Below are 13,804 nucleotides of genomic sequence, written 5' to 3'. Positions count from 1 at the left end.
TTGATCCAAATCACTTGATCCATGGCAACGTGTCGAGATCGACATTGCCGCCGGTAATGATGACGCCGACCCGCTTGCCCGCGAACCGGTCCTTATTCTTCAAAATGGTGGCGAGCGGCACCGAACAGCTGGCTTCCATCACGATCTTCATGCGCTTCCACGTCAGCTTCATCGCATCGATGATTTCTTGCTCTGAGGCGGTCAGAATATCGGTGACGTGGTTCGATACGAAGTGCCAGGTCAGCTCTTTCAGTGGCACTTTGAGGCCATCCGCAATAGTCACTGGCGCGTCGTCTGCGATGATGTGGCCGGCTTTGAAACTGCGATAGGCATCATCGGCCTGTTCCGGTTCAGCGGCGATGATCTCCGTTTCCGGGGCGATGTTGGAGAGTGTCAGACAAGTGCCTGAAATCATGCCACCACCGCCAATAGGGGCAATGACGATATCCACGCCATCGGTCTGCTCCATAAGCTCGCGAGAGCAGGTGCCCTGACCAGCAATCACGCGCGGGTCATTGTAGGGGTGCACGAAATCGCCACCCGTTTTGGCTTGGACTTGCGCGAACACCTCTTCACGGCTCGACGTCGATGGCTCGCACTCGGTGATGATGCCGCCATAACCTTTCACGGCATCCTTCTTCGCCTGCGGGGCCGTGCGTGGCATCACCACATTGCAGGGTATGCCGCGACGTCCGGCAGCGTAGCTCAGCGACAAGGCATGGTTGCCGGAGGAATGCGTGGCGACACCTTGCTTGGCGTCTTCCTCTGACAGGCCGAACACAGCGTTCGACGCGCCGCGTACCTTAAACGCACCAGCCTTTTGGAAGTTCTCGCATTTGAAGAACAGCTCGGCCCCAACCAGATCGTTGAAATAGGACGATGTCAGAACAGGCGTGCGGTGAATGTGCGGCTCGATCCGCTCATGCGCCGCCAGAACGTCATCATAGGTGGGTATGTACATTGGATAACCTTCCTCAAGCAGCAAGCTTCGGCGCCATAGCGGGGCTTGCGCGATAATAGTCTTGCGCGGCGGCGACCCCTGATCCGAGCTGGATGTCGAGGCCAAGATCGACCATGCACATTTCAGCGGTCGCGATGCCACTTAGGGCCATCACATCGGTGAGGCTGCCCAGATGGCCGATACGGAACACCTTGCCCGCCACTTCGCCAAGTCCGACACCAAAAGCCACACCATAGGTGCTGGCCGCATGCTGCACGATGCTGGTGGCGTTGAAGCCGGTTGGCGTTTTGATCGCACTCACCGTATCAGAATGAACTTCGGGAGAAGCTGCGCAAAGCTCAAGGCCCCAAGCTGAAACAGCCCGGCGAACACCCTCTGCAATGCGATAGTGGCGCGCAAAAACGTTCTCCAGACCTTCGTCCAAGATCATCTGGCAGGCAGTGTGCAGCCCATTGATAAGCCCAATCGCCGGTGTGTAGGGATAGGCGCTGCTTTCGTAGCCCTTCAGCATGTCGTGGACGTCAAAGAAGGTGCGCGGAAGCGTAGCGGTCTTCGTGGCAGCCATCGCTTTGTCGCTGAAGCCGACAATCGCCAAACCGGCAGTAAGCATGAAACCCTTTTGTGAGCCCGTGACGGCAACATCAACGCCCCACTCATCAAAGCGGAAATCCATGGAGGCAATCGATGACACGCCATCCACGAACAGCAGGGCAGGGTGGCCAGCATCATCAAGCGCTTTGCGTACAGCAGCAATGTCAGAGCGCACCCCAGTGGCGGTCTCATTGTGCGTGGCCAGCACGGCTTTGATGGTGTGGGCTTTGTCAGCCTTCAAAATCTCGACATAGCGATCAGCCGGCAGGCCATGGCCCCAAGGGGTTTCGACAATCTCCACTTTCAAACCATGACGATGACACATATCGATCCAGCGGTGGGAAAACATGCCGTTGCGCGCGGCCAGAACCGCGTCGCCAGCGCAAAGTGTGTTGGTGAGCGCCGTTTCCCAGCCGCCGGTACCGGTGGAGGGAAAAATGAAAACTTCCGCGCTTTGGCTCTTCAAGATTTGCCGTACGCCATCACGGGCTGGATGAAGCACGCTGCCGAAAAACGGTGAGCGGTGATCAACCGTGGGCATGTCACATGCCTTGCGCAGGCTTTCAGGAATGTTTGTCGGGCCTGGAATGAAAACTGGATTTTGCAAGCTCATGACCGTTTCCTCCGTACTGTGCGGTCACCATACGGAGAAAGACGGAGGGAGGAAATTTTTTTGAAATATTTTTTCAGAAAGGCACAAGTGAGATTATTTCAATCTTGTCAGACACTTATATTTTTCATATCGTGAATACATATTTCACAATAGAATAAGTGAATCATGAACGAGTTGAAAACCGACAAGCCAGGCCGTCATCGCGCCCGTGGAAGACCGCGCGGATGGGATGACAAAACAGCCCAAAACACCATCAAATCCCTCGACCGGGCGATGGAGGTTTTTGAATTTTTAAGTGAGGCCCAGGGCAAAACGCTGTCGACGCTTGCTTCTGAGATGGGCCAGTCGCCAGCCACGGTGTATCGCATCCTTGTTACACTTGAAGGGCGCGGCTTGGTGGAGTTCGATGCCGACGAGCAAGTGTGGCACATTGGTTCGCAGGCCTTTGTGATCGGCGCGCGTTTCCTGCGTCGGTCCAGTCTTGTTGATCGTGCACGCCCCATCCTGCGTAAGCTCATGGCGCAGACGGGCGAGACAGCGAATTTGGGCATGGAGCGCAATGGCTCGGTGCTTTTCATTGGCCAAGTTGAAACCCACGAAAGCATCCGTGCTTTCTTTCCACCGGGCACGCTATCGCCCATGCATGCATCAGGTATTGGCAAGTCATTGCTGGCGCATATGGATGAGGAGCGCTTGCAACGGGTTTTTTCTGCGCAAAGCCCGCAGGCTTTCACCAAGCACACCATCACCGATCTGGATGCGCTCCGTGCTGATCTGGCAGAAACGCGCGATCGCGGTTTTGCTATTGATGGAGAGGAGAAGAATTTGGGCATGCGCTGCATCGCTGCTCCGGTGTTCGATATGAGCAAAGAAGCGGTTGCAGGTATTTCCGTGTCCGGTCCAACCAGTCGTGTGGGCTTGGAGCAGATCGGCCTCTTAAGCACCGCTGTTATCGAAGCTGCCGCAGCCCTATCCCAGTCCATCGGTGGGGAGCCACCTTCAACGTTGTCCTCAAAACTGTGATGTCGCTACCGGTGCTGTGGGCCAACTTGCGGAGTGACATACGCTTGGTGAAAATAGTCCCGCAAAACGCTCATTGCAGGCGAGAACTCAGCGGCTCGGTCCCAGGCAAGGCCAACATCCATAGATGGTAGGCTAACATCAGTCGCTGCTGTTTCCAGCCGTTTGCCCTCCAGTGACCATGGCCGGAGAACCATGTCTGAAAGAATGGTGACGCCACGCCCATTGGCGACCATTGAGCGGACTGCTTCCACCGAGGAAGTGCGCAGCTTGGTGCGTGGTGTATAGTTGGTTTTGCTCCAATAGCGCATGGTCGTATGCGCCGCCTCATCCACCGTCAACATAATGTAATCTTCCTGCGCGATCTCTTTGAATGTCGCCTTGCCATTACGTGCAAAGCGATGGCCGCTCGGCACCCAAAGGCGGCGCGGCGAACGCATTAAAGTTTCGGTTTCAAGATGCGGATTGCTGAGGTTGGACGTTAGTAGCACCGCCATATCAAAGCGGTTGGATAACAGTCCCTCTTCGATGCTCTCGCGGTTAAGTTCGTGCAATGTGATATCAAGGCCAGGGTGCAGCTGGGCGAGTTGGTCAAGATGATAGGGCAGGAAGTAGCCCATCACCGTGTAAGTTGCGGCTAGCGAGAGCGTACCCGTCAACTCACTGGGCCGCCGGGAAAGCTTCGTCGCCTTGTCCACCTTCTCCAAAATGTCTTTGCAGGAGGCGAGGAATTCGCGGCCAGTTTCGGTGAGTTCCATGCCGTGTGACGTTCGCTGAAACAGCTCTGTGTCCAGCGTCTGCTCAAGCTCCTTGATAGCACTGGTGACGGAAGACTGAGAGATGGACAACGCGTTGGCAGCGCGGCTCACTTGACCTGTTTCTGCCGTCGCAACGAAGTATTTCAGGTGCCTCAGATTCATGCTGACTGCTCAATTTGTTGTCATTTGAAACAACGATATCAGTTTAGCACATAATGCGAAAGTGGCCTCTTAGTGTGAGTGAAACCGATTTGAGCATCTGATTTTATTCAGAAAAATAGCGCTCCATCTATTATCGTATTTCTCGATATAGCTTCCACAAAAAATAGAACTTTTCATTTTTCGGAGCCTTTGGAAGCCTATGCCGCACCTAGGGAAGAGGCGTTTGATGAAAAGTGTGGTCGATCTGAATTGCGACATGGGCGAAGGGTTCGGCCAGTGGTCTCTCGGTGATGCACCCGATGAAGACATCATGGCGCTCATCAGTTCGGCCAATGTTGCAACTGGCTTCCATGCCGGTGATCCCAACTCCATGAACCGTGTCGTCCAACTGGCGGGCAAGTACGGTGTCGGGTTGGGTGCGCATCCCGGATACAATGATTTGCAAGGCTTTGGCCGCCGCCGCATAGACACCAGCGCTGAAGAGCTGGTGAATGATATTCTCTACCAGGTAGGGGCGCTCCGCGAGTTTGGTCGCCGCCACGGCGTGTCGCTCCAGCATATCAAGCCCCACGGCGCGCTCTATATGGAGGCCGCGGTCAATGAGCAGCTCTCCCAGCACCTGGTAGAAACCCTCGCCGATGTTTCCGGTGACACCATCCTTTTCTGTATGGGCATCTCCAAGACCTATGAGATCGCCAAGAACGCAGGGCATCCAGTGGTGCGCGAGTTCTACGCCGACCGAGACTATGACGCGTCAGGGTCCATCGTCTTTCGTCGCCAAGTTGGTCGGCCCAACATCGAACAGATCGCTGCCAAGTGCGTGAAAGCCTGCGCTGAAGGAACAGTGACAACGGTCGATGGCGATGAAGTGGACATCGCCTTTGAATCGATCTGCTTCCATTCCGACACGCCGGGCGCCTTGGATATGGGCAAAGCCATTCGTGCTGCGCTGACCGACGCTGGGATCAACATCGCACCCGCTGCCACCGTTATCGGTCATTAGCCAACCAGCAGAACCGAGAAAACGGACAAGAAACCGAATACGAGGAACTCAATCATGGCCGCCATTCAATCCCCGCTTCCGGGCACGTTCTACCATAAGCCAGATCCGAACTCCGCACCTTTCAAGGCCAAGGGCGACAGCGTGGCCGTTGGCGATACCATTGGGCTCGTAGAAGTGATGAAGACCTTCATCGAGGTCAAATCCGAGAGTGCGGGCACCTTTGACGGTTATGTGGCGGAGAACGAAACGCCGGTCACGGCAGGCCAGGTTCTTGCGGAGCTGGCGGGCTAGCCATGGCCATTTCGCGCCTTCTTATTGCAAACCGTGGCGAGATCGCTGTGCGGATCAACCGCGCTGCTAAGGCGCTCGGTATCGAGACTGTACAGGTCTATTCTGAAGCTGATGCGGACATGATGGCTGTTGGGCTCGCTGATGTGTCCGTTTGCATCGGCCCGGCCAAAGCCAGCGATTCATATCTCAACATTGAGAAGGTCATCGGTGCCGCCGCAGAAACCGGCGCTGATGCCGTGCATCCTGGCTATGGCTTCCTTGCAGAAAGCGCTGCCTTTGCGCGTGCTGTAATCGATGCGGGCATGACCTTCGTTGGGCCGGATGCCGACACCATCGACCGTATGGGTGACAAGGTCGCTGCACGTGAAGCGGCGCAGGCGGCAGGCGTACCCGTTGTGCCCGGCTCAAAAGGCCGTCTTGAAACGGTTGACGAGGCCGCGCAGTTGGCTGGCGATATCGGTTACCCCGTCATGATCAAGGCTGCTGCCGGTGGCGGCGGCAAGGGCATCCGCATTGCCCAAAACGAAGACGAATTGCGCGCTATGGCGCCACAAGCGCAAGCTGAGGCCGCGTCGGCCTTTGGCGACGGCGGGCTTTACCTTGAGCGTGCGATCCGTTCGCCCCGCCACATCGAAGTGCAAATCATGGGCGATGGCGACCGTGCTGTTCACTACTTTGAACGTGAATGCTCCCTTCAACGGCGACGCCAAAAAGTGTGGGAAGAGGCTGGTGCGTCATGTCTTGATGAGCCCACGCGCCAAGCACTCTGCGCCAGCGCCGTCGCACTTGCCGAGGCTGTCAACTATCGCGGCGCGGGCACGCTTGAATATCTCTACGACGAAACCTCCAACGAGTTCTTCTTCATCGAGATGAACACGCGCATTCAGGTGGAGCATCCCGTCACCGAGATGATCACTGGCGTTGGTCTTGTGGAAGAGATGATCAAGGTGTGCGGTGGCGCATCTCTCACTCACACGCAAGATACTATCTCACGCAACGGTCACGCCATTGAAGTGCGGATCAACGCCGAAGATCCCTTCATGCAGTTCATGCCCTGGCCGGGTCAGGTTGCAGCGATGAAGGTGCCGGATGTGGCAGGCAGCCGTTTCGATCACTTCATTTACGAAGGCTACCAGATCCCGCCGTTTTACGATTCCTTGGTCGGGAAGCTCATTGTGCATGGTGCCTCGCGCGCCGATGCCATTGCCACCCTGTCGCAGGCGCTCGATCAACTGGCGATCGACGGCATCAAAACAACGATCCCCCTGCATCAAGCCCTCTGCCGCGACCCCAGCGTACTGGCGGGCGATTTCCACACCCAATGGCTCGAACCCTGGCTTGATGCCGGGAACTTGATGCCGCCCCAATCACAAGGAGCAGCATAATGAAAACCCGCTACACGAATGGCGGCGATGAGCACATCTATGTCGAGATGGACGATGAGATGTCCCTCGATGCGTTCTTCAAATCGCTGTCCATGAGCAACGCTGTGCGCGATGCCAACATTGAAGGCGTGACGGAAATCTGTCCGGCAAACGCTTCGTTCCAAGTGCGCTTTGACCCAGATGTCATTCATCCAGATGATATCATGGCCCGCATCAAAGAGCTGGAGCACAAGGCCGAGGATGCCGACAAAAGGCTATCAACGCGCATCATTGAAATCCCAGTCTACTACCAAGACCCTTGGACGCACGAAACGCTGATGCGCTTCCGCGAGCGTCATCAAGACCCGACAGGGACTGACTTGGACTACGCGGCCAAGATCAACGGCTATGATAGTGCCGAAGCCTTCATTGAGGCTCATCACTCCCAGCCTTGGTTTGTTTCTATGGTCGGGTTCGTGGCTGGTCTGCCGTTTCTGTACCAGCTTGTTGAGCGCGAAAAGCAGCTTGAGGTGCCCAAATATCTCCGCCCGCGTACCGACACGCCCAAGCTCACAGTTGGCTATGGCGGTTGCTTCTCTTGCATCTACTCAGTGCGCGGCGCTGGCGGCTATCAGATGTTTGGCATCACCCCGATGCCGATCTTCGATCCGGAGCAAAAGACCTCGTACCTGAAAGACTTCATGGTCTTCTTCAAGCCAGGTGACATCGTCAAATGGAAGCCCATTGATCGGGCCGAGTACGATCGCATTCTCAAAGAGGTTGAGGCCAACACGTACGCACCGCGCATCGCCGAGGTTGAGTTCGACCTTGATGCATTCAACGCGGATATGCGCGGCACCAACGCCAAACTGCTGGAGGCCCTCAATGTCGCTTAAGATAAAAAATCCCGGCCTCTCAACCTCCATTCAAGATCTCGGTCGACCCGGCTATTTCCACTTGGGAATTCCCGTTGGTGGGGCCATGGATCGATTGGCTATGCGCGCCGCCAACATGTTGGTTGGTAACCCTGAAGACGCAGCTGGATTGGAAGCTGTGTTCATGGGGCCTGAAATTGAGTTCACCGCGCCCGCCACCGTTGCCGTAACAGGCGCGACCATGCCCATCCTGTTGGATGGAGAGGAGCAAGAGCCTTGGACATCCTTCGCGGTGAAGGCAGGTCAAACGCTGAGCTTCGGCTTTCTTAAAGACGGTGCGCGTATCTACATCGCTGTCTCGGGTGGCATCAGCACACCGCCAGCCCTTGGCAGCCGGTCCACCTATCCCATCGGTGCTTTGGGCGGCTATGAGGGCCGCGCGATTGCAGCGGGGGATGACATTCCCGTCGGGCAGGGGGCTGGGGCCGCAGGCAAAAGCGTTCCTGAAAATCTTCGCCGCGGTCCAGGCTCCCCCACGACCTTGCGGGTCTTGCCTGGTCTCTACTGGCATCGCCTCACCGAAGCATCGGGCCAGAATTTCTTCGACGATGATTGGGCTGTGGCGCCGGAAGCAGACCGCATGGGGTACCGCTTCAAAGGTGGGCGCCCGCTGGAATTCGTAGACCGCGAACCGCCCTTTGGTGCGGGTTCAGACCCGTCCAATATTGTTGATGGTTGCTACTCATACGGCTCCATTCAGGTGCCTGGTGGAACCGAACCCATCGTCTTGCATCGAGATGCTGTGTCCGGCGGCGGTTATTTTACGCTCGGCGCCATCATATCGGCAGACATGGACCTGATCGGTCAGCTTCAACCGCACATGCCGGTGAAGTTCCAAAAGGTCGACATGGATGGTGCTCTGGCCGCCCGCAAGGATCGCAAGGCCGTCCTCGGCGCAATCCGTGAGGCCCTTTCCTGAGATCTTCGACCACGCCCCAGCTGGCGCCATATAACTGGGCCCAGCGTTCCCCCCGGATCAAGACACCAAAAAGAACAGACCACATTCAACTTGGAGGACTACCCAATGACTTTGACCAAGAAGCTGCTTGCAACGGTCGCCGTTGCCAGCCTTTTGCCAGCCAGCGCGTTTGCGATGGACAGCTGGTTTCCTTATCCCGCTCAACAAGTAACCCCTCCCTTCTCCGCTGACGGGGAAGTGAGCGATGTGAGCTATGAAGCGCTGGAATCAGCCAGTCAGCCATGGAACATCTGTGTATCGTTCCCACACATGAAAGATGCTTACTGGCTTGGCGTGAATTATGGTGTGGCCGATGAAGCTGAACGCCTTGGCGTCAACCTTAACCTTGTGGAAGCAGGTGGCTACACGGAACTCACAACCCAGATCAGTCAGTTGGAAGACTGTGTTGCTGGTGGTGCGCAGGCCGTGGCAATTGGCGCGATCTCAGGCGATGGCTTGAACAATGTGATTGCTGAAATCGCTGCCCAAGGTATCCCGGTGATTGATTTGGTGAACGGTGTTTCCTCAGAAGACATCACTGCCAAAGCGCTCGTGTCATTCTACACCATGGGTGCTGAAACGGGCCGCTATCTTGCTGAGCAGCATCCCGCTGGCAGCGATCCGGTTCAGGTCGGTTGGTTCCCAGGACCAGCGGGCGCTGGTTGGGTGGAAGCGGCGCATCAGGGCTTCATGGAAGCCGTAGAGGGCTCAGCTATCGAAGTCCTTGAACCGCGCTACGGCGATACCGGTCGTGAGGTTCAGCTTTCTCTGGTTGAAGACGTTCTCCAGGCCAACCCAGATGTGCGTTATCTGGCGGGTACGGCTGTGACGGCCGAAGCCGCGCAGGGCCTGATCCGCGAACGCGGGCTGGTTGGTGAGGTTGAACTTCTCTCCTTCTACATGACCCCTGGCGTCTACACGGGTATCCAGCGTGGTTTCATCTTAGCAGCTCCCGCCGACAGCATGGTGATCCAAGGCCGCATGGCGATTGACCAAGCCGTCCGCGCGCTGGAAGGCGAAGACCTCATCTCCCATGTTGGGCCGCAGATCTTTGTGGTCGATCCCGACAACATCAACGATGTGCCACGTGAGAACATCCTTCCGCCGGATGGTTTCTCACCTGTGTTCAGCGTCGAAAACTAAGGGAGCTGAGCCGCGCCCTCCCGACGCGGCTCACTCACAATGCTGGGCTGGGAGAGCCTCTCCCAGCCCACTCTTTTGCCAAAGGTCCATCCCGTGTCATCCGCCGCGCAACCGCTGATCTCTCTTGAGAAGCTCACCAAACGCTATCCCGGCGTTGTGGCGTTGAACGCTGTCGATTTCGACCTACAGGCTGGCGAAGTGCATGTTCTTTTCGGTGAAAATGGCGCCGGAAAGTCGACGCTGATTTCGTTGCTCGCCGGGGCCAACAATCCCTCGGGCGGCACAATGAGCCTTGATGGTCAGCCGCTGCATTTTACGAGTGTCGCCGATGCGCAGGACAAAGGCATCTACACCGTTTTCCAGGAGTTCAGCCTGCTGCCGACGCTGACCGTCGCGCAAAACATCTTTATGGGTTGGGAGCCGCTGATCGGACCGTTTCTCGACCATAAAACCATGCGTCGGCGTTCCAAAGAGATGCTCGCCGAACTTGGTTTTGACATCGACCCCAATGTGACTGTGGCCAGCCTGTCGCGCGCGCAGCAGCAGATGGTCGAGATCACCAAAGCTTTTCACGGTGACCTCAAAGTTCTTATCCTCGATGAGCCAACAGCATCGCTAACCGACAAGGAAGTTGATCATTTGTTCGACTTTGTCTTGTCGCTCAAACAGCGTGGTGTGGGCGTCATCTACATCTCCCACCGTATTCAGGAATTTGCCCGCATAGCTGACCGCATCACTGTGCTGCGTGACGGCGCTAAGATCGGCACCGTGGCCATGAACGAGACCGATGAGGCCGCTCTGGTTGAGATGATGACCGGGCGTGCCATCGACGAAATCTACCCGAAAATCGACAATCTTGAAGGTGAGACCCTTTTGGAGGTGGAGAACCTTTCCACCGACGGTGTTCATGGAGCGAGTTTCACCGTGCGCGCTGGTGAGGTTCTTGGCGTCGCTGGGCTCGTCGGGTCAGGCAAGTCACGTCTGTTTCGTGCCTTGATGGGGCTCATGCCACACGCGCATGGAACAGTGCGTTTGAAAGGCCAGGATATCAGCAAGGCCCCCACAGCAGCGATCATCCGTGCTGGCATGTACTACCTTTCATCCGACCGCAAGAATGAGGGGCTGGATCTGGCCAAACGATCCGATCAGAACCTCGCGGTGAACCTCATCATGGGCGACAAGGTGCCCAATCGTTCCGCTTTTGTGGATCGCAAGGCGGTGAGCGCAGAGGTTCTGACCATCTTAGATCACGTGGAGCTTTCAGAAGGCTACCGCAGAAAAGTTGTTTCTCAGCTCTCCGGCGGCAATCAGCAAAAAGTTCTGTTTGGCCGCTGCTTTGGCCAGCACGCCGATGTCTACATTTTCGATGAGCCGACAGTTGGCGTTGATATGGGCACGCGAGCTGCCCTCTACCTCTTGATCAAAGAGCTTTGTGAAGCCGGTAAAGCCATCATCGTGATCTCCTCTGATCTACCTGAAGTGATGAACCTTTCTCACCGTTTGCTGGTGCTCGCCCATGGCGCGGTTACTGCCGAGCTTGCTGGTGAGGACATGCGCGAGGATGTGGTGTTGAAATATTTCTTTGATGAATCTGGAGCGCAATCATGAGCCCCAACCCTGAAACAGGCGGCGCGAAACAGGACGTTGCTCCATCTGAACCCACGCGATCTGGCGCTCTGGCGCTGATCCGCAACGTTTTCGTAAAGGTGGGCGTGCTGCCCTTTTTCCTGGTCGCTGCCGTGGTCATCTTCGCGCTGTTGTCCTCGTCCTTCTTGACCATGCAGAACATGGTCAATGTGGCCCGCCAATCGGTGTTCTTGGTGCTTGTCTCCATGGGCCAGATGGTGGTGCTGATCTCAGGCGGTTTCGACCTTTCCGTTGGGACCGCAATAGCGCTCACCTCGGTGGTCTCCGCCTTGGGTATGGTTTGGCTGGCAGGCGTCTTCCCCGATGCCATTTGGCTCGCCATCGTTCTGGGCGCCTGCATGGGCTTTGGTGCGGCATTGCTGGTCGGTTTGGTCAACGGCATTGGCGTGGCCTATTTTGAGGTTTCGCCTTTCATCATGACGTTGGGAGTGTCTTCGGTGGGCGCGGGCATTGCGCTCTTCCTCACCGGTGGTGTGCCTGTTTCCGGCATGCCCTTTGTGTTTGCCGATACGCTGGGCTTCGGGCGATTATGGGGAATACCTGCGCCCGTTCTTGTCGCCATTGTCTTTATTGTCATCATGTGGGTTTTGATGACGCAAACTCGTTTGGGAACGCAGATTTACGCCGTTGGGGGCAACATCAAAGCCGCCCACCTTTCGGCAATCAACACCAAGCGCACGCTTTTGATGTGCTATCTCATTTGCGCGTTCATCGCTTCGGTGACGGGGCTTTTGCTAACCGCACGCGTGGAGTCTGGCGAGGCCAATCTCGGCGCCTCTATTGCGCTTGAGTCCATCGCTGCATGCGTGATCGCCGGTGTGTCGTTGCGCGGTGGGATCGGCAGTGTGCTAAGTGTCGTGCTCGGCGCCTTCTTCATCGTGTTGGTGCAAAATGGGATGAACCTTGCGCAAATCAGCTCCTACATGCAGATGGTGCTTCTGGGTGCGCTGCTCATCCTCGCTGTGATATTTGACCAATTCCGCTACAGGCTGATCCTTAGCGGCGGATAGCTTTTCGGTTTTTGTTTTGGTGTCTTCGCCTCTCCAGCCCATGTCGTTTGAGTTCTCCAACGTCTCGCTGGAGATGGAGGGCAAAGCCATCATCACCGATCTTTCGGTGCGAGCTGACGAACACCGCATCGGTGTTGTCGGTCGCAACGGATCGGGCAAGTCAACTTTTGCACGCCTCTTCTGCGGGTTGGTGAAGCCAACCGGTGGCACGGTTCGGGTCGATGGCATCGATGTCTACGCGGACCGTGCGGCAGCCCTCTCAACCGTTGGTATCCTCTTTCAGAACTCTGATCATCAGATCATTTTCCCGACGGTCGAAGAGGAGCTGGCTTTTGGCCTCTTGCAAAAGGGTTGGAACAAAAACCAAGCCAGCGAGAAGGTTGAAGCGGTCCTGGAGAGCTTTGACAAAACCCACTGGGCCAAAGAGGCGGTGCACCGCCTGTCACAAGGGCAAAAGCGCCTTGTCTGCCTGATGGCTGTGCTCGCGATGGAACCCAAAGCGATTGTGTTGGATGAACCCTATTCCGGTTTGGACATTCCAACGCAGATGCAGCTCGCGCGCACGTTAGAAGCGATCCCCACCATGCTGGTGCACATCGCTCATGATCCCTCGCACTTGGCCGATTGCTCGCGCATTTTGTGGATAGATGAAGGGCGGCTTGCGATGGATGGGCCACCACTGAAAGTGCTGCCGGCATTTGATGCGCGCATGCGCCAATTGGGGGGTAACGATGATATCTCTGACCTCGCCAGTTGAAACGCGCGCTCACGGCTGGCCTGCGGGAGCAAAGCTTCTCTTGCTTTGCGCCGCAACCATCATCTTGGTTGCCAATCAAAGCCTTGCCTTTCAGATAGCTGCCTTTCTTGCTTGCCTGGCGCTCTATGCCCTGCCGGGGCGCACATTTTTCACGGCCGGTATCAAGGCACTGTGGGCGCTTTGGCCATTCCTTGTTCTGTTGGTCGTTTGGCACTTGGTCATCGGCGATCCATCAGGCGGCGCGCTCATCGCACTACGACTGCTGACGGCTGTTGGCTTGGCCACACTTGTGACCATGACAACCCGTTTGTCGGATATGATTGCGGTCGTGCAATGGCTATTGAAGCCCTTCGCGCGATTTGGTCTCAACACCCGCGCGTTGGAACTGGGCATTGCGCTGGTCATCCGTTTCACCCCCACGCTGGCAGACAAGGGCCGTCAGTTGGGGGCGGCATGGCAAGCGCGCGCTCGAAGTAAACCACGCTGGCGCGTGATCCTACCCTTCACTGTGTTGGCCATCGATGATGCTGAACAGGTCGCTGAGGCCATTCGTGCACGCGGCGGTCTCAACCCAACACCAAGACGCTGATT

At 56.6% G+C, this 13,804-nt stretch carries 14 protein-coding genes; 11 read left to right on the top strand and 3 right to left on the bottom strand.

Annotated elements, in window-relative coordinates:
• Positions 1-10: 10 nt before the first annotated feature.
• Positions 11-961, bottom strand: a complete 951-nt coding sequence (gene bhcB, locus ABWH92_RS01435; protein WP_375571480.1) for a beta-hydroxyaspartate dehydratase BhcB — start codon at positions 959-961, stop codon at positions 11-13.
• 13 nt (positions 962-974) lie between these two features.
• The gene (bhcA, locus tag ABWH92_RS01430) at positions 975-2,165 is read right to left on the bottom strand and encodes an L-aspartate--glyoxylate aminotransferase BhcA (protein ID WP_375571479.1); all 1,191 of its coding nucleotides are present in this window, start codon (positions 2,163-2,165) and stop codon (positions 975-977) included.
• Positions 2,166-2,330: 165 nt separating this feature from the next.
• Between bhcA and bhcR the strand changes: the two genes are divergently transcribed.
• Complete coding sequence (bhcR, locus tag ABWH92_RS01425) at positions 2,331-3,188, top strand: HTH-type transcriptional regulator BhcR (RefSeq protein ID WP_375571477.1); 858 nt, start codon at positions 2,331-2,333, stop codon at positions 3,186-3,188.
• A gap of 5 nt (positions 3,189-3,193) precedes the next feature.
• Here bhcR and ABWH92_RS01420 read toward each other — a convergent pair whose 3' ends face one another.
• Complete coding sequence (locus ABWH92_RS01420) at positions 3,194-4,105, bottom strand: LysR family transcriptional regulator (protein WP_375571475.1); 912 nt, start codon at positions 4,103-4,105, stop codon at positions 3,194-3,196.
• A 226-nt stretch (positions 4,106-4,331) separates the two neighbouring features.
• Here ABWH92_RS01420 and ABWH92_RS01415 point away from each other — a divergent pair, with 226 nt between their 5' ends.
• The 10 genes from ABWH92_RS01415 to ABWH92_RS01370 all read left to right on the top strand — a co-directional run bounded on the left by ABWH92_RS01415 (position 4,332) and on the right by ABWH92_RS01370 (position 13,802).
• Positions 4,332-5,108 carry a 5-oxoprolinase subunit PxpA gene (locus tag ABWH92_RS01415; RefSeq protein WP_375571473.1) on the top strand — a complete coding sequence of 259 codons (777 nt, stop codon included), beginning with the start codon at positions 4,332-4,334 and terminating at the stop codon, positions 5,106-5,108.
• Positions 5,109-5,162: 54 nt separating this feature from the next.
• A complete protein-coding gene (locus tag ABWH92_RS01410; RefSeq protein ID WP_375571471.1) occupies positions 5,163-5,399 on the top strand; it encodes an acetyl-CoA carboxylase in 237 nt (78 codons plus the stop codon).
• A 2-nt stretch (positions 5,400-5,401) separates the two neighbouring features.
• Entirely contained in the window at positions 5,402-6,784 is a 1,383-nt protein-coding gene (locus ABWH92_RS01405; protein ID WP_375571470.1) for an acetyl-CoA carboxylase biotin carboxylase subunit, read from the top strand.
• Positions 6,784-7,659: an allophanate hydrolase subunit 1 gene (locus tag ABWH92_RS01400; protein ID WP_375571468.1), complete on the top strand. Its 876-nt coding sequence runs from the start codon at positions 6,784-6,786 to the stop codon at positions 7,657-7,659. The genes ABWH92_RS01405 and ABWH92_RS01400 overlap by 1 nt, the downstream gene beginning before the upstream one ends.
• Entirely contained in the window at positions 7,649-8,617 is a 969-nt protein-coding gene (locus ABWH92_RS01395; protein ID WP_375571466.1) for a biotin-dependent carboxyltransferase family protein, read from the top strand. Before ABWH92_RS01400 ends, ABWH92_RS01395 begins: the two co-directional genes overlap by 11 nt.
• Before the next feature lie 105 nt (positions 8,618-8,722).
• On the top strand, positions 8,723-9,799 hold the full coding sequence (torT, locus tag ABWH92_RS01390) for a TMAO reductase system periplasmic protein TorT (protein WP_375571464.1): 1,077 nt from the start codon (positions 8,723-8,725) through the stop codon (positions 9,797-9,799).
• 93 nt (positions 9,800-9,892) lie between these two features.
• Positions 9,893-11,407: a sugar ABC transporter ATP-binding protein gene (locus ABWH92_RS01385; protein WP_375571462.1), complete on the top strand. Its 1,515-nt coding sequence runs from the start codon at positions 9,893-9,895 to the stop codon at positions 11,405-11,407.
• Positions 11,404-12,456, top strand: coding sequence for an ABC transporter permease (locus tag ABWH92_RS01380; protein ID WP_375571461.1), 1,053 nt, complete (start codon positions 11,404-11,406; stop codon positions 12,454-12,456). The genes ABWH92_RS01385 and ABWH92_RS01380 overlap by 4 nt, the downstream gene beginning before the upstream one ends.
• Positions 12,457-12,475: 19 nt before the next feature.
• Positions 12,476-13,213: an energy-coupling factor ABC transporter ATP-binding protein gene (locus tag ABWH92_RS01375; RefSeq protein ID WP_375571459.1), complete on the top strand. Its 738-nt coding sequence runs from the start codon at positions 12,476-12,478 to the stop codon at positions 13,211-13,213.
• Positions 13,188-13,802, top strand: a complete 615-nt coding sequence (locus tag ABWH92_RS01370) for an energy-coupling factor transporter transmembrane component T family protein (RefSeq protein WP_375571457.1) — start codon at positions 13,188-13,190, stop codon at positions 13,800-13,802. Before ABWH92_RS01375 ends, ABWH92_RS01370 begins: the two co-directional genes overlap by 26 nt.
• The last annotated feature ends 2 nt before the right edge of the window (positions 13,803-13,804 follow it).

It is taken from the genome of Ahrensia marina (assembly GCF_042140245.1).
Taxonomy (GTDB): domain Bacteria; phylum Pseudomonadota; class Alphaproteobacteria; order Rhizobiales; family MH13; genus MH13.
This window is presented reverse-complemented; position numbering and strand designations above follow the sequence as displayed.

Excerpts from the sequence above, each read along its gene's own strand:
- bhcB (WP_375571480.1), bottom strand. The coding sequence starts at position 961 with ATGTACATACCCACCTATGATGACGTTCTGGCGGCGCATGAGCGGATC.
- bhcA (WP_375571479.1), bottom strand. The coding sequence starts at position 2,165 with ATGAGCTTGCAAAATCCAGTTTTCATTCCAGGCCCGACAAACATTCCT.
- bhcR (WP_375571477.1), top strand. The coding sequence starts at position 2,331 with ATGAACGAGTTGAAAACCGACAAGCCAGGCCGTCATCGCGCCCGTGGA.
- ABWH92_RS01420 (WP_375571475.1), bottom strand. The coding sequence starts at position 4,105 with ATGAATCTGAGGCACCTGAAATACTTCGTTGCGACGGCAGAAACAGGT.
- ABWH92_RS01415 (WP_375571473.1), top strand. The coding sequence starts at position 4,332 with ATGAAAAGTGTGGTCGATCTGAATTGCGACATGGGCGAAGGGTTCGGC.
- ABWH92_RS01410 (WP_375571471.1), top strand. The coding sequence starts at position 5,163 with ATGGCCGCCATTCAATCCCCGCTTCCGGGCACGTTCTACCATAAGCCA.
- ABWH92_RS01405 (WP_375571470.1), top strand. The coding sequence starts at position 5,402 with ATGGCCATTTCGCGCCTTCTTATTGCAAACCGTGGCGAGATCGCTGTG.
- ABWH92_RS01400 (WP_375571468.1), top strand. The coding sequence starts at position 6,784 with ATGAAAACCCGCTACACGAATGGCGGCGATGAGCACATCTATGTCGAG.
- ABWH92_RS01395 (WP_375571466.1), top strand. The coding sequence starts at position 7,649 with ATGTCGCTTAAGATAAAAAATCCCGGCCTCTCAACCTCCATTCAAGAT.
- torT (WP_375571464.1), top strand. The coding sequence starts at position 8,723 with ATGACTTTGACCAAGAAGCTGCTTGCAACGGTCGCCGTTGCCAGCCTT.
- ABWH92_RS01380 (WP_375571461.1), top strand. The coding sequence starts at position 11,404 with ATGAGCCCCAACCCTGAAACAGGCGGCGCGAAACAGGACGTTGCTCCA.
- ABWH92_RS01370 (WP_375571457.1), top strand. The coding sequence starts at position 13,188 with ATGATATCTCTGACCTCGCCAGTTGAAACGCGCGCTCACGGCTGGCCT.